Here is a 19,863-nt window from a genome sequence, read left to right on the forward strand (position 1 = left end):
CTCTTTCTTTAGGCGGGTGTCTCCGCCTTCGTCTTCGATGCGGGTTTGGGCTTGCTCGCCGCTTTTGCAGTCGACTTGGCCTTGGCCGCAGGTTTCTTGGTCGCCGCTTTCTTGGCTGGCGCCTTCTTGGCGCCGGCCGACCGCGACGAGGATTTCTTTGCGCCCGAGGCGCCGCCCTTGGCGGCGATCAGTTCGAGCGCCTGCTCGATCGTCACGTCCTCAGGCTTGACCTCTTTGGGCAGCGTTGCATTCACCTTGCCCTGATTCACATACGGCCCATAGCGGCCGGCGCGAACCGAGATGGTGCCGCCATCATGCTCGAAGGTCTTGATCGCTGCTGGCGTACTACCGCCGCCGCGACCGAACCGTCCGCCGCCCGCTGCCTTCTGCGCGAGCAGATCGACGGCGCGGTTGAGCCCCACCGTGAACACCTCTTCGACCTCGGGGAGGTTGGCATAGGTGCCATCATGGAGAATGAACGGTCCGTAGCGGCCAATGCCGGCGCTGATCGGCTTGCCCGTTTCCGGGTGGTTGCCGACGGGGCGGGGCAGCGACAGCAACTGCAACGCCTTTTCGAGCGTCAGACTGTCAGGCGTCCATCCTTTGGGAAGCGACGAGCGCTTCGGTTCCGCACCGTCACCAAGCTGCACATATGGACCGAAACGGCCCGACTTCAAGGCCACCTCGAGCCCGCTCTCGGGATCGGTGCCCAGAATGCCGTCGCCGATACCCGCCTCGCTGGCCCCGCCGGTGGCCGCATCCGACAGCTGCATGGTGTAGCGGCATTCGGGATAGTTCGAGCAACCGATGAAGGCGCCGAACTTGCCCAGCTTCAACGACAGCTGGCCGGTACCGCAATTGGGGCAGCGGCGCGGGTCGGAGCCGTCGGCCTTGGCCGGGAAGATGTGGTCGGCCAGCAGATCGTTCAGCGCATCCAGCACTTCGGAGACGCGCAGATCCTTGATCTCTTCGACATGGCTCTGGAAATCGTTCCAGAAGTCGCGCAGCACGTCCTTCCACGCAAGCTTGCCGTCCGAGATCAGATCGAGCTTTTCTTCGAGCGAGGCGGTGAAGCCGTACTCGACATAGCGGGTGAAGAAGCTCTCGAGGAAGGCGGTAACGATGCGGCCGCGATCTTCCGGGATCAGCACGCGTTTTTCGAGCCGCACATAGTTGCGGTCCTGCAGCACCGAGATGGTGGCGGCATAGGTGGAAGGGCGGCCGATGCCGATCTCTTCCATCTTCTTGATCAGGCTGGCTTCCGAATAGCGCGGCGGCGGCTGCGTGAAGTGCTGCTCGATCAGCGCCTGCTCCAGCTTCGGCCGGTCGCCGACGTTGAGCGGCGGCAGCTCGCGGCTGTCCTCGTCGTCCTCGGCGTTGGGATCACGGTCCTCCTTGGCCTCGACGCCATAGAGCGCAAGGAAGCCGGGGAAGGTAACAACCGAGCCGACCGCGCGCAGCGAGATGTCGCGGCTGGTGGCAAATACCGAGATATCGGCCGTGGTCCGTTCGATTTCCGCCGAACGCATCTGGCTGGCCAGCGTGCGCTTCCAGATCAGTTCGTAGAGCCGATGCTTGTCCGGATCGCCCCGTAGCGTATCGGGATGCCGGAACATGTCGGTCGGACGGATGGCCTCGTGCGCTTCCTGCGCGTTCTTGGCCTTGGTCGAATAGATGCGCGCCTTCTCGGGCAGGTAGTCGGCGCCAAAGTTCTTCACGATGGCGCGCCGGGCCTGGTCGATACCTTCCGGCGCCATCTGCACGGCATCGGTTCGCATATAGGTGATGATGCCGTCCTCGTAGAGCCGCTGCGCGATCTGCATGGTGCGCGCCGGCGCAAAGCCGAGACGCGAGGAGGCGTCCTGCTGCAGGCTCGAGGTGCTGAACGGTGCGTAGGGATTGCGCCTGGTCGGCTTCTTGTCCACCGCGGTGACGGAGAACGTGCCCGCTTCGATTGCCGCTTTCAGCGCCTCGGCTTCCTGCCCGGTGCCGACGTCGAGCTTGTCGGTCTTCTTGCCGTCGACCGAATAGAGCCGCGCCTCGAAGCTGCGGCCCTTCTCGTTGAGCCGCGCGCCGATCGACCAGTATTCCTGCGGGCGGAATTTCTCGATCTCGGACTCGCGGTCGCAAACGACGCGCAGCGCCACCGACTGCACGCGGCCGGCCGAACGAGAGCCCGGGAGCTTCCGCCACAGCACCGGAGAGAGCGTGAAGCCGACGAGGTAATCGAGAGCGCGGCGGGCGAGGTAAGCATCGACCAGCGGCTCGTCGATGTCGCGCGGGTTGCGCATCGCCTCGGTGATCGCGTCCTTGGTGATGGCGTTGAATACCACGCGCTTGACCGGCTTGTCCTTGACCAGCTTCTTCTGCCGGAGCACGTCGAGTACGTGCCAGGAGATTGCTTCGCCCTCGCGATCGGGGTCGGTGGCGAGGATCAGTTCGTCGGCATTTTTCAGCGCGTTGCCGATATCGGTCAGCCGTTTCTTCGACGCCGTATCGACTTCCCAGCTCATCGCGAAGTCTTCGTCAGGGAGGACCGAGCCATCCTTCGCCGGCAGATCGCGCACATGGCCGAAGCTGGCGAGGACCTCGTAGTCCTTGCCCAGATAGCCGCTGATCGTCTTGATCTTGTTGGGACTTTCAACGATGACGAGCTTCATGGACCGAGCTTTCGGGAGTGGCATTCGAACGCGGCGCAACATGGTGAAGCGGCTTTGGGCTGTCAACCAGCCCGGCAGCCCGGTACGCCGTTCCCCCTATGGGGGAAGAAAGTTCGGCCGGTAATGCGCCGTTCAGGGGCGGAGCGCTACCAACTGGCCGCTTGACCATTCGACCCGTCCCTCGAGGTCGAGTTCCAGCAGCAGCGTCTGCACCCGGCTGATCGCAATGCCGGTCGATCTGATGACGTCGTCGACCGGAATCGGCGTGAGGCTCAGCGCCTCGATCAGCCGGGATCGTTCGTCATCCGACGCCGGGGCGGCATCCATGACCTCGACCTCGGGTAACCAGTCGGGCTCGAACAGGCCAGTGCGCGCCGGGTCGGCCTCGCGCAGGGTCTCGATGATGTCGGCGGCGCCGGTGATCAGCCTGGCGCCCTGCTGAATCAGCGAGTTGCCGCCTTCGGCGCGCGGATCGAGCGGCGAGCCAGGCACGGCGAACACTTCACGATTCTGTTCCAGCGCCAGCCGGGCGGTGATCAGCGAGCCGGAGCGCTTGGCGGCTTCGACGACGACCGTGCCGAGGCTCAGCCCGGAGACCAGCCGGTTGCGACGCGGGAAATCTCGCGCCCGCGGCTCCCAGCCGAGCGGCATCTCGGTGAGCAGGGCGCCGCCATGCTCGACAATCTGCTGCGCCAGCGGCCGGTTCTCATCGGGATAGATGCGGTCAAGGCCGCCAGCCAGAACCGCTACGGTTCCGCCGCGGAGCGCCGCCCGATGCGCGGCGGTGTCGATGCCACGCGCAAGGCCGGAGACCACTGTATAACCCGCGTCACCGAGATCGGCGGCCAGCATCTGCGCGAACTTCTGACCGGCGGTGGAGGCGTTGCGCGCCCCGACGATCGCAACGGTGCGCTGCCAGTCGAGCCCGGCGCCACCGGCGATGGCGACCAGCGGCGGCGCACCGGCGATGTAGCGAAGCAGGGGAGGGTAGTGCGGCTCGCGCGAGCCGACGAAGCGGGCGCCAAGCCGTTCGGCGCGCGCAATCTCGTCTTCAGCCTCGGCAATCGAGGGAATGCGCGCGGGGGTCCCGAGGCGCTTGAGCATCTCGGGCAGCACCGCCAGCGCCGCCTCGGCCGAACCTTCGCGGTTCAGCAACTGGCGGAACGTCTGCGGCCCGATATTGTCGGTGCGGATGAGCCGCAGCCATGCAGTGCGCTGCGACGGCGTCAGTTCGCTGCCGTCGCGCGCCATGGCTCAGGCCTTGGGCTTTTCCGAGCCGATCTTCGGCTCGGTGCCATTCCACAGCCGCCGGATGTTCTGCCAGTGCTTGAAATAGAGCACGAAGCTGAGCAGCGCGCAGGCCGCGGCGAAGGTAAAACCCTGCATATCGGTGCCGGCGAGCGTGTAGGCGAAGATCGGTGCGGTCGCGGCCGCGGTGAGGGCAGCGAGCGAGGAGAAGCGGCGGGCGACGGCGATCAGCAGCCAGACGGCGCAGAAGATCAGCCCCACCACCCAGTTCCATGCCAGCAGCACGCCGATATAGGTGGCGACGCCCTTGCCGCCTTTGAAGCCGAGCCAGATCGGGAAGACGTGGCCGAAGAATGCTCCGATGCCGGCGCCGTAGACGATGAACTCCGCTTGGAGCGGCGACTCGGCGCCCGGCACGAGGAAGTGGCGCGCGATCAGCACCGCCGCGGCGCCCTTGCCGGCGTCGAGCAGCAGCGTCGCTGCGGCGAGCCAGCGATTGCCGGTCCGCAGCACGTTGGTGGCGCCGATATTGCCCGAGCCGATGGCGCGGATGTCGATGCCGACGGCGCGCGTCAGCAACAGCCCAAACGGGATCGAGCCGAGCAGGTAGCCCAGGACAGTGGCGATCAGGAAGTTCATGCGTCGGCCCCCTCGGTGCTCGCAGCATGGCTGAAGACCGCACGGCCTGCAACGAAGGTGTGCATCACCGCCCCCTGCATACGGGCGCCCTCGAAGGCCGAGTTGCGCGAGCGTGAGCGCAGCGCCGCCTCCTTGACCACCCAGGGAAACTCCGGATCGAAGATGATCAGGTCGGCGGGAGCGCCCACCGCGATACGTCCCGACTCGAGTCCGAGCAGTTCTGCCGGACGGCTGGTCATGGCGCGGAGCAGGGTCAGCAACGGCACGTCGCCCGAATGCAACAGGCGGAGCGCCGCGGCCAGCAGGGTCTCGAGCCCGACTGCCCCATCCGAGGCTTCGGCGAACGGCTGGCGCTTCACCTCGGTATCCTGAGGGTCGTGGGCGGAGTGGATGGTGTCGATGGCGCCGGAGTTGAGGCCGTCGATGACGGCGCGCCGGTCGTCCTCCGACCGCAGCGGCGGCGACAGCTTGAAGAACGAGCGATAGGGGGCGACGTCGTTCTCGTTGAGCGTCAGGTTGTTGATCGAGATGCCAGCGGAAACAGTGGCGAGTCGGCGCTTGGCTGCGGCGAGCAACTCCACCGCGGCGCCGCTCGAGACCTGTGCTGCATGGTAGCGAACGCCGGTCAGGGCGGCGAGCTGCAGGTCGCGGGCCAGGGGAACCGTCTCGGCCTCGACCGGAATGCCCTTGAGGCCCGAGATCGTCGCCAGCGCGCCCTCGTTCATCACCCCATCGCCCACCAGGCTGCGCTCGGCGACGTGATGGATGATCGGCAGGTCGAAGTTGCGCGCATAGGTGAACGCGGCCCGCAGGAGGCCAGCCGACTGGATCGACTCGCGCCCGTCGGTGAGGGCGACGGCGCCGGCTTCCTTCAAGAGGCCGAACTCGGTGATTTCCTCCCCCTTGAGGCCGCGGGTGATGGCGGCGGCGGGGAGAATGTTGACCGAGGCCTTGGCCCCGGCGCGGCGAAGCACGAAGTCGACCAGCGCACCATCGTCGATCACCGGCGTGGTGTCGGGCATCAGCACGAAACTGGTGACCCCGCCGGCGGCAGCTGCCTCGGCGGCGGTTGCCAGCGTCTCGCGATACTCGTGCCCCGGCTCGCCGGTGAACACCCGCATGTCGATCAGGCCGGGTGCGACGACGAGGCCTTTGGCGTCACAGACCTCGGCGCCATCAGGGACACCCTGTGGCGCCCCGTTGGTAATGCCGGCGATCCTGCCGTTCTCCACCAGCACGGCGCCCGGTGCGTCGCGGTTGCTGGCGGGGTCGACGATCCGGGCATTGGCAATGACCATGGGCTTGCTCATTGCGCTGCCTCCCGGTCGGAGAGCAGGGTATCGAGCACCGCCATGCGCACCGCGACGCCCATTTCCACCTGCTCGGTGATCACCGAGCGCGGCCCGTCGGCAATCGCCGGGTCGATCTCGACGCCGCGGTTCATCGGTCCGGGATGCATGACGATGGCATCGGGCTTGGCATAGCCGAGCTTTTCCTCGTCGAGGCCGTAGAAGTGGTAGTACTCGCGCACCGAAGGGATCATTCGGCCGTTGGCGCGCTCGTGCTGCAGGCGCAGCATCATCACCACATCGGCGCCTTCGAGGCCCTTTCGCATGTCGGTGAAGACCTCCGTTGCCAGGGTCTCGATGCCCTTGGGGAGCAGGGTGCGCGGTGCGACGACGCGGGTGCGGGCCTGCATGGCGCCGAGCAGCAGCAGGTTGGAGCGGGCGACGCGCGAGTTGGCGATGTCGCCGCAGATGGCGACGGTGAGCCCGGCGAGCCGGCCCTTGTGCTGGCGGATGGTCAGGGCGTCGAGCAGGGCCTGGGTCGGATGCTCATGCGCGCCGTCGCCGGCATTGATCACCGAGCAGCCGACTTTCTGGCTCAGCAGCTCCACCGCGCCCGAAGCGCTGTGGCGGACGATGATCACGTCGGGTCGCATGGCGTTGAGCGTCGCGGCGGTGTCGATCAGCGTCTCGCCCTTGGCGACCGAGGAGGTCTTGACCGACATGTTGGTGACCTGCGCACCCAACCGCTTGCCGGCGATCTCGAAGCTCGACTGCGTGCGTGTCGAGTTCTCGAAGAACAGGTTAATCTGCGTCCTGCCCGACAGGGTCGGCAGGATCTTCCGTTCCTGGCGGGAGATCGGGATCATGGCTTCCGCCCGATCCAAGAGATCGACGATCTCGTACTGGTTGAGCTGGCTGATGCCGAGGAGATGACGATGGCGGAAAGCGGGTCTCGCGACCCCCTGGCCGCCGGTGACCGATGCTGGCGAGGAAGTAGCCATGCCGCTCCGTTCCGAATGTTCGCGGGGGTCTAACCCGTAGGGTTCGGACTCGCAAGCGGGTCGGTCGATTATCCCCGGCGCAGCCGTTCCAGGGCGCCCTGCAGGATGTAGCTGGCCGCGAGCTTGTCCACCACCTCCGCGCGCTTGTCGCGGCGCATATCCGCTTCGATCAGAGTGCGGGTGACGGCGGCGGTCGACAGCCGCTCATCCCAGAAGGCGATCGGGATGCTGATCCTGGCGGCAAGGTTGCGGGCAAAGGCGCGGGTCGACTGCACCCGCGGTCCTTCGGAGCCATCCATGTTGAGCGGCAGCCCGAGCACGATGCCGACCGCATTGTTCTCGGCGATCAGCTCCTGCAACCGGACCGCATCCTGGGTGAACTTCAGCCGCTTGATGGTTTCGAGCGGCGTCGCCGAGTAGCGCATGCCGTCGGAAATGGCGACGCCGATGGTCTTGGTGCCCAGGTCGAGGCCCAGCAGCTTGCCGGTCGGGGGGAGGGCGGTGAGGTCGTTCTCGGTTGGCATAATCGCAGTCAATCACTATGATTAGGTTTGATTGGAGACGATTGCCATGAGCACCCGAGTCCTGACGGCACATATTCCTGAGGAACTGGCGGAGAAAGTAGATCGCTACGCCGAATCCATGGAGCGCTCTCGAGCCTGGATCGTCAAGCAGGCGCTTTCCAACTGGGTAGATTGGGAAGAAGAGAAGCTTCGGCGTACCTTGGAGGGGCTTGCGGACGTCGACGCTGGCCGTCTCATCGATCATGAGGACATGGTGGCGTGGGCAAATAGCCTCGGCACGGACAAGCCACTCCCTCCACCAGTCCCGCGCAAGTGACGAAGGTACGCTGGACTGAAAACGCCAGGCATGATCTCGTCAGGCGCGAGATGCTTCTCAGCCCCGTCAACGAACTCGCCGCGGCGCTCGTGGTGCGAAAGCTGGTTTCGGCGCCAGATAAGCTCCTCGGTATGCCGCGGATGGGCGAACGGGTCGAAGAGATCCCCGACCGGGAGGTGCGCCGCATGTTGGCCGCTCCCTACGAACTTCTCTACGAAGTCCTTTCCGACGAAATTGCTATTCTTCGCTTCCTCCATAACCGGGAAGACCGATGAAATTCACCTGGTTCGGCGGGACGACTATCCGCATTCACATCGGCGGCAGGATCCTTGTGGCTGATCCCAACGGGGTAAGCGGCGTCGATCCTGAGGAACTGGTGTCGGGGGCGGACGCGACCTTTGCGCTCGATGGCAGCCTGCCCGAGATCGATCCGGTGCTGTGGCAGCCAGGACGACCCGGCACGATGCTCGACGAGGACGTGCTCGGCGAGGTCACGACGCACGGGCTCGCAGGCGGCGCGCTGATAGCGGCCGCCGGCGAGGCGCCGCTGCTGTTGCTGTCGCAGAGCGTGCCGAAGGCTGGCCGCTGGGCGCGGGACTCGGTGCTCGTCGTGTTCGGAGACCATGGCGACCAATTGGCCGCCCGGGCGCTCGAGACGTTCGGGCCGCGACTGATCGCCCTGGCGGGGCCCGATGCAGCTGTAGAGCGCGCCTTCGCTACCCTGCGCGATCGGCTCGACGGCACCGCGCTGGTGGCGCTGGAAGCCGGCATGGCGCTGGAAGTTTGATGGCGCCCATCAACGCTTTTCGTTTTTCTTCCCCGGGTTCCATTGCTAGAACGCCGGAAATCGTGACGTTCGGAGTGACCCCATGTCGGTAGATGCCGCCACCGTGAAGCGTATTGGGCGCCTGGCCCGCATTCGCATCGAGGAGGGCGAGGTCGAAGCCTATCGCAATGAGCTCAACACCATTCTGGGCTTCGTCGAGCAACTGGGCGAGGTGGATGTGAGCGGCGTCGAGCCGATGACCTCGGTGATGCCGATGACGCTGCGCCGTCGTGAGGACAAGGTCACCGACGGCGGCTACCCCGAAAAGATCGTCGCCAATGCACCGCTGACCGAAGACAATTTCTTCATGGTGCCCAAGGTCGTCGAGTAACGGCGATGAGCGTCACCATCGCCATCGAGACGCCGCTGCAGGACGATGTCCGCGGGCTGGTCGAAGAACTGAACGCGCATCTGCTGCCGCTGTCGCCGCTGGAATTCCAGTTCAAGATGACGGTCGAACAGATGTCCGGCGCCGACACTACTGTGTTCGTCGCCCGCAATGCCGTCGGTGAGGCGGTTGGTTGCGGTGCGTTGAAAGCGATCTCGGCGACCGAGGGCGAAGTGAAGCGCATGTACACCCGCCCATCCGTACGCGGCCAGCGGGTCGGTTCGGCGCTGCTCGCCGCCATCACCGAGCTGGCACGTTCGAAGGGCATCACGCATCTGCTGCTCGAGACCGGCACCGGTCCGGGCATGTCCGATGCGCACCGGCTTTACAGCAATTCCGGCTTCACCCCGCGCGGTCCGTTCCTCGATTATCCCGACAGCGAGTGGTCGGCGTTCTTCGAGAAGCATATCGGGCAGGCCGCCGTCGCCTGACACCGCGCTTACCGCGACTTCACCCTCCCAATGTTGCGATAATCGCAACACAGCTATAGGAACTGCGGTCGACAATCTCCCGCGTCCTTTCCCCGCGAGCCAAGCCTTTGACCGACCTTACCCGCCTGACCCTCGCTGCTGCCCGTGCCGGCCTCAAGGCCAGGGAGTTCACCTCGAGCGAACTCACCGGCGCCTACCTCAACGCCATCGAGGGCGGCAACTCCAAGCTCAATGCCTATGTGGCGGTGACGGCCGAGCAGGCCCAGGCGCAGGCCAAGGCCAGCGATGCGAAGCTCGCGGCCGGGCAGGGCGGTCCGCTCGAGGGCATTCCGCTCGGCATCAAGGACCTGTTTGCCACCAAGGGCGTCCATACCCAGGCGGCGAGCCACATTCTCCATAGCTTCAAGCCGGAATACGAATCGAGCGTCACCAGCAACCTGTGGCGCGATGGCGCCGTCATGCTGGGCAAGCTCAACATGGACGAGTTCGCCATGGGGTCGTCCAACGAGACGAGCTACTACGGGCCGGTGATCAACCCCTGGCGGGCCGATAATTCCAATGCCCAGCTGGTGCCGGGCGGCTCGTCGGGCGGGTCGGCCGCCGCGGTTTCCGCCTGGCTCTGCGCCGCGGCGACCGCCACCGATACCGGCGGTTCGATCCGCCAGCCGGCGGCGCTGACGGGCACTGTCGGCATCAAGCCCACCTATGGCCGCTGTTCCCGCTGGGGCGTCGTGGCCTTCGCCTCTTCGCTCGACCAGGCCGGTCCCATCGCCCGCACCGTCGAAGATGCGGCGATCATGATGACCTCGATGTCGGGTTTCGATCCCAAGGATTCGACCAGCGTCGACCTCGCCGTGCCGGATTTTGCCGCCGCGGTGGAGCGCGGCGTCAAGGGTCTCGTCATCGGCATCCCGCGTGAATACCGCATGGACGGCATGCCCGCCGAGATCGAGGCGCTGTGGCAGCAGGGCATCGCCTGGCTGAAGGCCGAGGGCGCCACGGTGCGCGACATCTCGCTGCCGCACACCAAATACGCGCTGCCCGCCTACTATATCGTGGCGCCCGCGGAGGCCTCGTCGAACCTTGCCCGCTATGACGGCGTGAAGTACGGCCTGCGCGATACCGGCAAGGACATCACCGACCTCTACGAGCTGACTCGCGCCGAGGGCTTCGGCCGCGAGGTGAAGCGCCGCATCATGATCGGCACCTACGTGCTGTCGGCCGGCTACTACGACGCCTACTACGTGCAGGCGCAGAAGGTCCGCACCCTGATCAAGCGCGACTTCGAGATCGCCTTCAATGACGGCGTTGACGCCATCCTGACCCCGGCGACCCCGTCGGCGGCGTTCGGCATCGGCGATGAGGACATGAAGGCGGACCCGGTCAAGATGTACCTCAACGACGTGTTCACCGTGACCGTCAACATGGCGGGCCTGCCGGGAATCGCCGTGCCCGCCGGTAAGGACGGTGCTGGTTTGCCGCTTGGCCTGCAGCTCATCGGCAAGCCGTTCGACGAGGAAACCCTGTTCGCCGCGGGCCGCGTCATCGAGCGCTCTGCCGGCATCGATTTCAGCCCCGACAAGTGGTGGTGACGACCATATGTTTTTGGTCGCGCTCTCGAACCCCAAAGGTCCGCAACCTTTGCTGATCACGCTCCGCAACCCGAAACCGCTTGTATCCTAGCGGTTTCGGCACTATTTGCCGCCCATGCGCAAATTGAGACTTGTCGACCTCCCGGCCAAGCCGGTGGTTTCGTTTCAGAGGATTGGCTCCATGGCCGATGTGTTTACGACCCTCGATTGGTCGGCCCCGCCCAAGGATATGTCCAAGCCGCTGCAGGCTTTGTGGTGGATCAAGAAGGGCGAGCTGCGCGTCGGCCCCGAATGGGAAGAAGCGCACCGTATCGTCCAGGCGATGGAAGGCACCTTCGAGTTCGACTGGGTGCACGCGCTGCTGCACTGGATCGAAGCCGACATGGGCAACGCCGACTACTGGTATCGGCGCGCCGGCCGCAAGCGCGCCACGGCCAGCGTCTCTGCCGAGTGGGAGCACATTGCTCGCGAACTGAGCGGCGTCACGCAGCACTGAACGCTGCTGACAACGACCGTTTTGCAAGAGAGCCCCGGAGCGATCCGGGGCTCTCTCGTCTTCAACGGTTGTCGAACTCGCTTCTCGCCAGCTCCAGCCCGCGCCTCGTGATGCGGTAGGGCTGACCGTTGCTGGAGGCGATCGCCTTCTTGGCCCTGAGCTTCTTGAACAAGGGCAGGGTGCATTGCTGCATCAGCCAGCCATCGCGGTTGAAACATTCTACGCCGATCAGCTTGCCGCTGTCGGATTTGAGCGCAACGATCTTGCCGCCCTGTGCGAGGACGTGCAGCACCCGCTGCTCGTGGCGGGAAATATCCATGAGAAATCTAGCCTGAGGATGCGTGGAAAGAACGCCCCGGCCAGCATCGCGCTTGGCCGGCAGCGTGGTTCCAGAACCCCGTCGCAACACATCGCGAGCCCGGAGGGCTCAGCGGGCGGACGGGGTGTTACGCAATCTCAACTTTGCTAGACATGAGGCAGTCTCTTTGGTGGCAGTGGCGCGATAGCGCCGAACCCATGAACGGCGGATGAATAGCCGCAACCTGCCGCTTCGACCAGTGGTCGGTTGCAAACTCCGGCGTGGCGGTGCAAACCAGCAACTCCCCCTTACCGCCGAGTGCCTGCCGTGACCAAAGCCCCCGCCGAATGCCAGTCCAAGGAAGATGTGCGCGCCGAGATCGATCGGATCGATCAGGGCCTGTTGACCCTGCTCGCCGAACGGCACGCCTATGTGACGCGGATGGCCGAGATCAAGACCGATCCACACGAGGCCTACGACCCGACCCGTATCGAGGCGATCATCGCCAAGCAGCGCAAACGCGCCGAGGAGCTGGATCTCGACGAGGATCAGGCGGAGCTGATGTGGCGGACCCTGATCAACTGGAATGTGAACTACGAAAAGGGCATTATTGCTGCACGCAAACGCCACGGCTGAGGTAGGCTGTTTCAGCTGGCCGCAGTGGAGACCTCGATGACGTCGCCTCAGATCACGATCCGCAAGGCTGTGGCGAGCGAGGCAGAGCGCCTGACCGACATCGCACTGCTCGCCTGGGAACGTGACCTGCAGCCGTTCCTGAGCGGCGAGGCGGCGAGCCGGCAGAACGAGAAGCGTCGGCTTGGCGTCGCCGTTCACGAGTTGCTCGATCGCACCATCGTCGCGGAAGTCGACGCAGCGCCCGTCGGCTGGTGCGCCCGCGCCCGCAGCCGTCCCTATATTCCCTATCTGTTCGTCACCCCCGCGCAGCAGAACCAGGGGATCGGCACGCTGCTGCTGCGCCGCATGGAATCGATCATCGAGCTCGAGGGCGCCGATCGGGTGCAGCTCGACACGCTGAGCGACAACGTGCGGGCGGTGAATTTCTATCAGCATCAGGGCTATCGCATCCTGGTGCTGAAGCGCGAAGGCGCAGTCGGCGGCGATCCGCAGATCAGCGTGCGGCTGGAAAAGCGCCTTTCCCCTTATCGCGGTCCGCTGACCGACGACGAGTGAGCCCCGCCGCCGGCTCCGTCCGAGCGCGCCCAAGGATTCGTCGTCGCCTCGGGTGTTGAGACGTTTTCCCAAGCGCGCGGTTATGCAATAGACAGGGTCGGAATGACCAAGACTCTCGGAACCTCTGGACCATGACGCTGATCGATACTCGCACCCCCAACCCCAAGAGCTTCATCCAGGGAGCCACCGGGGACTGGGAAATCATCATCGGCATGGAAGTGCATGCGCAGGTGACCTCGGAGAGCAAGCTGTTCTCGGGCTCGTCGACCGAGTTCGGCTCGCCGCCCAACTCCAATGTCAGCTTCGTCGACGCGGCCATGCCCGGCATGCTGCCGGTGATCAATGAGGAATGCGTGCGCCAGGCGGTGCGGACCGGGCTCGGCCTGCGCGCCAGGATCAACAAGCGGTCGATCTTCGACCGCAAGAACTACTTTTATCCCGACCTGCCGCAGGGCTATCAGATCAGCCAGTTCAAGGATCCGATCGTCGGCGAGGGCTCGGTGTTTCTCGACATGGGCGGTGAGCGCATCGAGATCGGCATCGAGCGGCTGCACCTCGAGCAGGATGCCGGCAAGTCGATCCACGACCAGCACCCCTCGATGAGCTTCGTCGACCTCAACCGGTCGGGTGTGGCGCTGATGGAAATCGTTTCGAAGCCTGATCTCCGCAACTCCGACGAAGCCAAGGCCTACCTCGGGAAGCTGCGCAGCATCCTGCGTTACCTCGGGACCTGCGACGGCAACATGGAGCAGGGCTCGATGCGCGCCGACATCAACGTCTCGGTGCGCCGCCCCGGCGGCCCTTTCGGCACCCGCTGCGAGATCAAGAACGTCAACTCGATCCGTTTTGCCGGCCAGGCCATCGAATTCGAGGCGCGCCGCCAGATCGATATCCTCGAGGCGGGTGGCACCATCGACCAGGAGACCCGGCTCTACGATCCCAAGACCGGCGAGACGCGCTCGATGCGCTCCAAGGAAGAGGCGCATGACTACCGCTACTTCCCCGATCCGGACCTCTTGCCGCTTGAGTTCGACCAGGCCTTCATCGATGAGCTGGCCCGGCACCTGCCGGAGCTGCCCGATGACAAGGAAGCTCGCTTCGTCAGCGAGTACGGTGTGACGCCGTACGATGCGATGGTGCTGACGCTGGAGCGCGAGACGGCCGATTACTACGAGGCCGCCGTCAAGCATGGTGGCTCGAAGCGTGACGGCAAGGCGGTGGCGAACCTCGTCACCGGCGACATCGCCGCCTATGCCAACAGCCAGGGCCTGTCGGCCTTCGAGACCCACATCAAGCCGAGCCAGATCGCCGGAATCGTCGATCTCGTGGCGGCCGGGACCATTTCGTCCAAGGGCGCCAAGGACCTGCTGCAGGTGATCATTGCCGAGGAGCCCGAGGGCGAGCCGGCCGAGATCGTCGAGCGGCGCGGCATGAAGCAGGTGACCGATCTCGGTGCCATCGAAAAGGTGGTGGACGAGATCATCGCCGCCAACCCGGACCAGGTGGCCAAGGTGCAGGCCAAGCCGGCGCTGATCGGCTGGTTCGTCGGCCAGGCCATGAAGGCCTCGGGCGGCAAGGCCAACCCGCAGGCGTTGAACGAGATCCTGAGAAAGAAGCTCGGCATTGAGTGACACAGGTGTCCGGCGGGGCGTGAGAGCGCTGCCCGCCGGCATCTGGGCGCTCGGCTTCGTTTCGCTGCTGATGGATGTCTCTTCCGAGATGATCCATGCGCTGCTGCCGATCTATCTGGTAACCGGTCTTGGGGCGACCGCCCTGGCCGTGGGCATGATTGAAGGCATCGCGGAGGCGACTGCCTCGGTGACCAAGGTGTTCTCCGGCGCGATCTCCGACTGGCTGGGAAAGCGCAAGCTGCTGGCCGTCATCGGCTATGGCCTCGCAGCTCTCACCAAGCCGATCTTTCCGCTCGCGACCTCCGTGGGCTGGTTGGTCGCCGCGCGCTTCATCGACCGGGTCGCCAAGGGTATCCGCGGCGCACCGCGGGACGCGCTGGTCGCCGACATCGCTCCGCCCGAGCAGCGCGGCGCCGCTTTCGGACTGCGCCAGAGCCTCGACACGGTTGGCGCTTTCCTAGGCCCGGGCATAGCCGTGCTGCTGATGTGGTTGACGGCGAACAGCTTCCAGGTGGTGTTCTGGGTGGCGGTGCTTCCGGCCATCGCCTGCGTCATTGTGCTGGTGCTCTCCGTCAGGGAGCCCGAGCGGCCCGCCGGCTTGCGACAGGTCCGTTCGCCGCTGTCGCTTACCGAGCTTGGTCGGCTCGGCGCCGCCTATTGGTGGGTGACCGGCGTCGCAACGCTGTTCACTCTTGCCCGCTTCAGCGAGGCATTTCTGCTGCTGCGCGCCCAGTCCGAGGGCCTTGCCATCGCCCTGGTGCCGCTGGTGTTGGTGGCAATGAACATCGTCTACTCTCTCTCATCCTATCCCGCAGGCGCGCTCGGCGACCGCTCCAACAAGGTTACCGTACTGCTGGCCGGCGTTGTCATGCTGATCGCCGCCAACCTGATGCTGGCGTTTGGCGGCGTGGTCGGAGTGGGCCTGGGGGTGCTGCTGTGGGGGTTGCACATGGGCTTCACCCAGGGGCTGTTCGCGAGCCTCATCGCCGAGACCGCGCCTGCCGAGCTGCGGGGTACCGCCTATGGCATGTTCAACCTGCTCGGCGGGGGAGCGCTGCTGGTGGCAAGCGTGCTCGCCGGATGGCTTTGGGAGGCGATCGGTCCGTCGGCCACCTTTGTCGCCGGAGCCGCGATCACGGTGCTGAGCCTAGTTGCGCTGCTGCTGATGCGTCGGCAGTTACCGACGTTGGGCATTCTGGAAGGAAACAATGGCTGAGGACATGGACGTCAAGTCGGTGAAGCCTCGCATGGGGGAAGGGCGTCAAGGGCAGGGGCCGTTCGTTATCGGCGGCTTTGTCGTGCGGGTCGCGATGCTGGTACCGGTGATCGCCCTCAGCGTGGCATCGGTGGCGCTCATCGTTTATGGCGCGTTCGAGACCCGGCATCTATTGACCGCCCTGTTCGGCGGGCACCCCGTCACTCGTGACGAAGCGATCCTCCTCGCCATCGAGATCGTCGACCTCTTCCTCCTTGCGACGGTCGTGCAGGTGGTATCGCTCGGGCTTTACCAGCTCTATTTTCGACAGGACCTGCAACTGCCCCGCTGGCTGAAGATCGAGACGCTCGATGACCTGAAGTCGAAGCTGGTCGGCGTCACCATCACCGTGCTGGCGGTGTATTTCCTCGGCCGCGCCGTCGTGTGGGAGACCGGCGTCGACATCCTCTATCTCGGCAGCGCCGTTGCGGTGATAATCGTTGCCTTGACGTATTTCCTCTCCAAGATCGACCACGACTGAGGGGAACCTCCGCGCGTTGGGCCCGTTGACAAAAAACCACCCTGTCAACGGAGGGGAGCAATGTCCGTGCTCAATCGCGTCCTGTTCAACGTCCTTTGCAAGGATCTTGCTGCCAGCACCGCGTTCTACAAGCAGCTGTTCGGCCTCGAGACGATCTACGACAGCGACTGGTTCGTGGTGCTGACCCCGAAGGGCCAGCCGAACGTGCAGATCGGGCTGATCGACCAGATGAGCCAGTTCACGCCGCGGCACGCCTGGGGCATGCACGAGGGCACCTACCTGACTTTCGAAGTCGATGATGTCTTCGAGGTGCTCGAGCAGGCTCGGGCGCTCGGCGCCGAAGTGGTGTCGGAAGCCATTGCCCTCGACTACGGCCAGACCCGCGGTCTGATCCGCGACCTCAACGGCATGGTCATCGACGTCTCTACCCCCACCGCCGAACTGGCCATGCGCGAGGAGGTCATGCTCGATGACGACGAGCGAGGCACCGCCATCGATCAGGAGCAGCCGGGCGACCGCGATGCCGTCTCGCGGCCGGTCTGGTAGTTCAGACCGGCTTGCCGACCGTCATGGCGGCCCGGAACTCGGGGTCAGGGTCGAGCCAGGTGGATTCGGGCATGGCCCCCACGGCGTCGAAATAGCGGCTCATGAAGCAGCGATAGGCGGCGCAGAAGGCAATGTCGGCGATCTCGCGATCGCTGAAGCCGTGCTGGCGCAGCAGCCCGATATCCGCTTCGCTCACGAGGCTTGCGTCACGTGCGACCTGCTCGGCATAGGCGAGCATGGCGACGGTCTTGGCGTCTAGCCCGGCATTGCGGAAATCGTGCTGGATGGCGAGCACCTTGTCACGGGAGCCGAGATCGTTGACCAGCAGCTTGGCATAGACATGCGAGCAGTAGCTCGACGGGACCTGCTTGGCGGCGATCAGGGTGATCAGGCGCCAGTTGACCAGCCCGAGCGAGAAATTGTTCCGCGCCTCGTGCAGCAGGTGCTCGACCATCGGCGCAATATGAGGCAGCGCGGTCCAGCACTTGGTGCCCTCCATGACGAAGCCGAGGGCGGCCGCCTCGGCCTGGTAGATTTCGGCTATGGCTCCGCGGGCGTCTTTCTCGTCGATCGTAGCAATGAACACGCATGGCCTCCCTCAGTCATATGATGACTGGAGCCTACGGGGCCGACCTGAACCGTGGCTGAACGTCAGTCGATGTGGCTCAGGATGTTCACCAGACGCCCGAAGGGGTCGCGCACATAGAAACGGCGAACGCCCCATGGCTCATCGGCAGGGCCGTACTCGACCGCGTATCCGGCGGTACGGACCTTGAGGAGCGTCGCCTCGAGATCATCGACTTCGATCGACAGGTCGGGCACCGGAGTGCCGGAGCCGCCCTCGACGGCGACGCTGACTTGCAGGGCCATCTGCGTCGCCGAGCCGTAGGTGACGATCCAGCCATGGTCCATCAGCAGATCCAGCCCGAACACGCCCCCATAGAAGGCCTGCGCCGCGGATAGGTCCGTGGCCGCGATGTTGGCTACGATCCGCCTGACCGTCATGCCGGTGCCTTGCGCCAGCCTTTGACCAACCGCCCATCGATGAACACCAGGCCGAGGAAGATCACGACGATGCCGAGAATGTGGATCAGTTCGAAGCGCTCGTGCAGGACGAGGACGCCGAGCAGGATCGCCGAGATCGGCGTGATGAAGGTGTTGAGCGACAGGTTCGTCGCCCCGACGCGCGGCAGCAGCCAGTAGACCAGGAGGAAGCTGAAACTGGTCGAGAACACCGAGATGCCGAACAGCGCTCCCCAGGTCTCCGGCCGGGTAATCATCGGGATGCCCGAAAAGAACAGGGCGATCGGGATCGATACCAGCGCCGCCCCGGTGAGCGACGCTGACGCGACGGCGTAGGGTTCGACCTTGGCGAAGCGGCGGGCATAGTTGAGCGTCAGGGCATAGCAGAGGGTGGCGATCAGTGCCGCGAGGAGGCCGACGACCTGGGCCGAGGCCCCGACGCCGAACGAGGGCAGGGCCAGGATCACCGCGCCGACAAAGCCGATGCCGACCCCCACCACCTTGTTCCAGGTGGCCTTCTCGCCACCCGGCCAGAGTTGCGAGACGATCACCGTCGTCATCGGCGTCATGCCGTTGATCACTCCGACAATCGAACTGGCCACCGTTTGCTCGGCGAACGGAAACAGCGCGAACGGAATGGCGTAGTTGAGGATGCCCAGGATCAGGAACTGCGGGTAGAGTTTCGGATCGGTCGGCAGTTTCTTGCGCGTAGCGATAAACACCAGCCAGCAGATTGCAGCCCCGATGGTGACGCGTCCCGCCGACACCCAGAGCGGGCTGATCTCGCGGATCAGGATGGCGTTGAACAGGAACGAACAGCCCCAGACGGCGCCGAGCAGGATGATGAGCAGCCAGTATTGTAGTTTCACCGCTTGGCTCCTTCAGACTTCGACCGCGAAGCCCAGTTCGATATCGACGGCAGACTTGCCGCCTAGTCCCCAGTTCTCGCGCGGCACGTCGTGCACCACGACCTTGACGTCCCTGGCTGGCACACCAAAGGCTACGAACTCGCGGACCAGCGCGGCGTAGAGCCGCCGCTTCGCTTCGACCGAGCGGCCGGTGAACATCGAGATCTCGATGATGCTGTAGCCGGGCCCTTTGCTGGCCGGAGGAGCGAATGCGTGCGCGGGATACTCGTTGATCCGGATGTCACGGTCCTCCACCGGGATGCGGATCCCCTCGACCAGGGCGTTCTGGATGGCGGCGATCAGGGCCTCGTGGCGGTCGCCGATCCAGCCGGCACGGGTTTCAACGCGGGTCGATGGCATCTGGAAGACTTTCCTCGGGCAGGTCGCGAAGATGGCCCGAAAGCAGAGTCGCGTCGAACCGATTTTGACGATGGCTGCCATCGATTCCGGTGATGGAGGCGGCGCCGGTGGTGGCGGTTGCGACTTCCGCACCTACATTGCAGTCGACTGGGAGGACTGCTGGCATGACTCTTCGACTGATGGGCGCAAACCCGTGCGTGACGCTCTATGATGCGGGCGAAGCCATCGCCTATGCCTCGATCTGGCGCGTCGACTGGTCCCTGCGGGGACCCGGCCGCGCTCTGGTGCTTGGGAAGCCGGGGCGGATCGGATCATTGGTCCGGACATCGAGCTCGGGGCGTGGCTCGGCGCTGAGTTCAATCGCCATATCAGCAGCGTAAGCGCCGGGATCGTATGGTCCGAGCCAGAGTTCACCGTGGCACCGGTGCGCTTCGAGCTCGACCTCGAGACCGGACTGCACGCCACGGCAGACGACGTCGCGGTGAAGATATCAGAGCCCATCGCACGCTACCTCACACGCAAGGACGATTACGACCTTGGCGGCGCACCCAACATCCTCTCCACAGTCTGGATCCCATGCCGGCAAGGCTCGATCACGGTGGGCGGCAACCCACTGTCCGGCGCCATCCGGGTTGATCCCGTGCGACCAATGTCCACCGCGTTCATTGCCGAGGCCGAGGTATGGTGCACCGCCGACCATCCGAAAAAATGAAGCCTTTGGCAGGGCGACGTAAGATATGTTAGTGCTTACATATCGTGC

At 65.0% G+C, this 19,863-nt stretch carries 26 protein-coding genes; 15 read left to right on the plus strand and 11 right to left on the minus strand.

What is annotated here, in order from left to right; all coding sequences use genetic code 11:
• Positions 1-8: 8 nt before the first annotated feature.
• The 6 genes from topA to ruvX all read right to left on the minus strand — a co-directional run bounded on the left by topA (position 9) and on the right by ruvX (position 7,361).
• Positions 9-2,660, minus strand: coding sequence for a type I DNA topoisomerase (gene topA / locus APS40_RS21150; protein ID WP_055048924.1), 2,652 nt, complete (start codon positions 2,658-2,660; stop codon positions 9-11).
• A gap of 132 nt (positions 2,661-2,792) precedes the next feature.
• Entirely contained in the window at positions 2,793-3,911 is a 1,119-nt protein-coding gene (dprA, locus tag APS40_RS25050) for a DNA-processing protein DprA (protein WP_055048925.1), read from the minus strand.
• Between the two features lie 3 nt (positions 3,912-3,914).
• A complete protein-coding gene (gene plsY, locus APS40_RS25055; RefSeq protein WP_055048926.1) occupies positions 3,915-4,547 on the minus strand; it encodes a glycerol-3-phosphate 1-O-acyltransferase PlsY in 633 nt (210 codons plus the stop codon).
• Positions 4,544-5,857, minus strand: coding sequence for a dihydroorotase (gene pyrC / locus APS40_RS21165; RefSeq protein WP_082434585.1), 1,314 nt, complete (start codon positions 5,855-5,857; stop codon positions 4,544-4,546). Before pyrC ends, plsY begins: the two co-directional genes overlap by 4 nt.
• A complete protein-coding gene (locus tag APS40_RS21170) occupies positions 5,854-6,837 on the minus strand; it encodes an aspartate carbamoyltransferase catalytic subunit (protein WP_055048927.1) in 984 nt (327 codons plus the stop codon). The genes pyrC and APS40_RS21170 overlap by 4 nt, the downstream gene beginning before the upstream one ends.
• Positions 6,838-6,905: 68 nt before the next feature.
• Positions 6,906-7,361 carry a Holliday junction resolvase RuvX gene (gene ruvX / locus APS40_RS21175; RefSeq protein ID WP_055048928.1) on the minus strand — a complete coding sequence of 152 codons (456 nt, stop codon included), beginning with the start codon at positions 7,359-7,361 and terminating at the stop codon, positions 6,906-6,908.
• 46 nt (positions 7,362-7,407) lie between these two features.
• Between ruvX and APS40_RS21180 the strand changes: the two genes are divergently transcribed.
• The 7 genes from APS40_RS21180 to APS40_RS21210 all read left to right on the plus strand — a co-directional run bounded on the left by APS40_RS21180 (position 7,408) and on the right by APS40_RS21210 (position 11,410).
• A complete protein-coding gene (locus tag APS40_RS21180) occupies positions 7,408-7,677 on the plus strand; it encodes a CopG family ribbon-helix-helix protein (RefSeq protein ID WP_055048929.1) in 270 nt (89 codons plus the stop codon).
• Positions 7,674-7,952, plus strand: coding sequence for a type II toxin-antitoxin system RelE/ParE family toxin (locus APS40_RS21185; protein ID WP_082434586.1), 279 nt, complete (start codon positions 7,674-7,676; stop codon positions 7,950-7,952). The genes APS40_RS21180 and APS40_RS21185 overlap by 4 nt, the downstream gene beginning before the upstream one ends.
• Positions 7,949-8,464 carry a hypothetical protein gene (locus APS40_RS21190; protein ID WP_055048931.1) on the plus strand — a complete coding sequence of 172 codons (516 nt, stop codon included), beginning with the start codon at positions 7,949-7,951 and terminating at the stop codon, positions 8,462-8,464. Before APS40_RS21185 ends, APS40_RS21190 begins: the two co-directional genes overlap by 4 nt.
• Before the next feature lie 82 nt (positions 8,465-8,546).
• Positions 8,547-8,834, plus strand: a complete 288-nt coding sequence (gene gatC, locus APS40_RS21195; RefSeq protein ID WP_055048932.1) for an Asp-tRNA(Asn)/Glu-tRNA(Gln) amidotransferase subunit GatC — start codon at positions 8,547-8,549, stop codon at positions 8,832-8,834.
• Positions 8,835-8,839: 5 nt separating this feature from the next.
• Positions 8,840-9,322: a GNAT family N-acetyltransferase gene (locus APS40_RS21200; protein WP_055048933.1), complete on the plus strand. Its 483-nt coding sequence runs from the start codon at positions 8,840-8,842 to the stop codon at positions 9,320-9,322.
• A gap of 107 nt (positions 9,323-9,429) precedes the next feature.
• Positions 9,430-10,914: an Asp-tRNA(Asn)/Glu-tRNA(Gln) amidotransferase subunit GatA gene (gene gatA / locus APS40_RS21205; protein ID WP_055048934.1), complete on the plus strand. Its 1,485-nt coding sequence runs from the start codon at positions 9,430-9,432 to the stop codon at positions 10,912-10,914.
• 181 nt (positions 10,915-11,095) lie between these two features.
• The gene (locus APS40_RS21210) at positions 11,096-11,410 is read left to right on the plus strand and encodes a hypothetical protein (RefSeq protein WP_055049769.1); all 315 of its coding nucleotides are present in this window, start codon (positions 11,096-11,098) and stop codon (positions 11,408-11,410) included.
• 61 nt (positions 11,411-11,471) lie between these two features.
• Here APS40_RS21210 and APS40_RS21215 read toward each other — a convergent pair whose 3' ends face one another.
• A complete protein-coding gene (locus tag APS40_RS21215; RefSeq protein WP_055048935.1) occupies positions 11,472-11,729 on the minus strand; it encodes a YjhX family toxin in 258 nt (85 codons plus the stop codon).
• A gap of 306 nt (positions 11,730-12,035) precedes the next feature.
• On the opposite strand from APS40_RS21215, the gene APS40_RS21220 reads away from it, so the two are divergent.
• The 6 genes from APS40_RS21220 (at position 12,036) to APS40_RS21245 (ending at position 16,812) form a co-directional block, all read left to right on the plus strand.
• Positions 12,036-12,344 carry a chorismate mutase gene (locus APS40_RS21220; protein WP_055048936.1) on the plus strand — a complete coding sequence of 103 codons (309 nt, stop codon included), beginning with the start codon at positions 12,036-12,038 and terminating at the stop codon, positions 12,342-12,344.
• A 36-nt stretch (positions 12,345-12,380) separates the two neighbouring features.
• Positions 12,381-12,899 (plus strand): GNAT family N-acetyltransferase, encoded by a 519-nt coding sequence (locus tag APS40_RS21225; RefSeq protein WP_055048937.1) that lies wholly within the window; start codon positions 12,381-12,383, stop codon positions 12,897-12,899.
• A gap of 131 nt (positions 12,900-13,030) precedes the next feature.
• The gene (gatB, locus tag APS40_RS21230; RefSeq protein ID WP_055048938.1) at positions 13,031-14,530 is read left to right on the plus strand and encodes an Asp-tRNA(Asn)/Glu-tRNA(Gln) amidotransferase subunit GatB; all 1,500 of its coding nucleotides are present in this window, start codon (positions 13,031-13,033) and stop codon (positions 14,528-14,530) included.
• Between the two features lie 19 nt (positions 14,531-14,549).
• Positions 14,550-15,746: an MFS transporter gene (locus APS40_RS21235; RefSeq protein ID WP_442855827.1), complete on the plus strand. Its 1,197-nt coding sequence runs from the start codon at positions 14,550-14,552 to the stop codon at positions 15,744-15,746.
• Positions 15,739-16,266: a YqhA family protein gene (locus APS40_RS21240; protein WP_055048940.1), complete on the plus strand. Its 528-nt coding sequence runs from the start codon at positions 15,739-15,741 to the stop codon at positions 16,264-16,266. Before APS40_RS21235 ends, APS40_RS21240 begins: the two co-directional genes overlap by 8 nt.
• A gap of 60 nt (positions 16,267-16,326) precedes the next feature.
• Complete coding sequence (locus tag APS40_RS21245; RefSeq protein ID WP_055048941.1) at positions 16,327-16,812, plus strand: VOC family protein; 486 nt, start codon at positions 16,327-16,329, stop codon at positions 16,810-16,812.
• 1 nt (position 16,813) lies between these two features.
• On the opposite strand, the gene APS40_RS21250 is transcribed toward APS40_RS21245, so the two are convergent.
• The 4 genes from APS40_RS21250 to APS40_RS21265 all read right to left on the minus strand — a co-directional run bounded on the left by APS40_RS21250 (position 16,814) and on the right by APS40_RS21265 (position 19,103).
• Entirely contained in the window at positions 16,814-17,398 is a 585-nt protein-coding gene (locus tag APS40_RS21250) for a carboxymuconolactone decarboxylase family protein (RefSeq protein ID WP_055048942.1), read from the minus strand.
• A gap of 65 nt (positions 17,399-17,463) precedes the next feature.
• Positions 17,464-17,817 (minus strand): VOC family protein, encoded by a 354-nt coding sequence (locus APS40_RS21255; RefSeq protein WP_055048943.1) that lies wholly within the window; start codon positions 17,815-17,817, stop codon positions 17,464-17,466.
• Positions 17,814-18,704 (minus strand): DMT family transporter, encoded by an 891-nt coding sequence (locus tag APS40_RS21260; RefSeq protein WP_055048944.1) that lies wholly within the window; start codon positions 18,702-18,704, stop codon positions 17,814-17,816. Before APS40_RS21260 ends, APS40_RS21255 begins: the two co-directional genes overlap by 4 nt.
• Positions 18,705-18,716: 12 nt before the next feature.
• Complete coding sequence (locus APS40_RS21265) at positions 18,717-19,103, minus strand: tautomerase family protein (protein ID WP_055049770.1); 387 nt, start codon at positions 19,101-19,103, stop codon at positions 18,717-18,719.
• Positions 19,104-19,267: 164 nt separating this feature from the next.
• On the opposite strand from APS40_RS21265, the gene APS40_RS25060 reads away from it, so the two are divergent.
• Entirely contained in the window at positions 19,268-19,483 is a 216-nt protein-coding gene (locus APS40_RS25060) for a hypothetical protein (protein ID WP_156343033.1), read from the plus strand.
• 35 nt (positions 19,484-19,518) lie between these two features.
• Positions 19,519-19,815 (plus strand): hypothetical protein, encoded by a 297-nt coding sequence (locus APS40_RS21270; protein WP_055048945.1) that lies wholly within the window; start codon positions 19,519-19,521, stop codon positions 19,813-19,815.
• Positions 19,816-19,863: the final 48 nt, after the last annotated feature.

It is taken from the genome of Devosia sp. A16 (assembly GCF_001402915.1).
Taxonomy (GTDB): Bacteria; Pseudomonadota; Alphaproteobacteria; order Rhizobiales; family Devosiaceae; genus Devosia_A.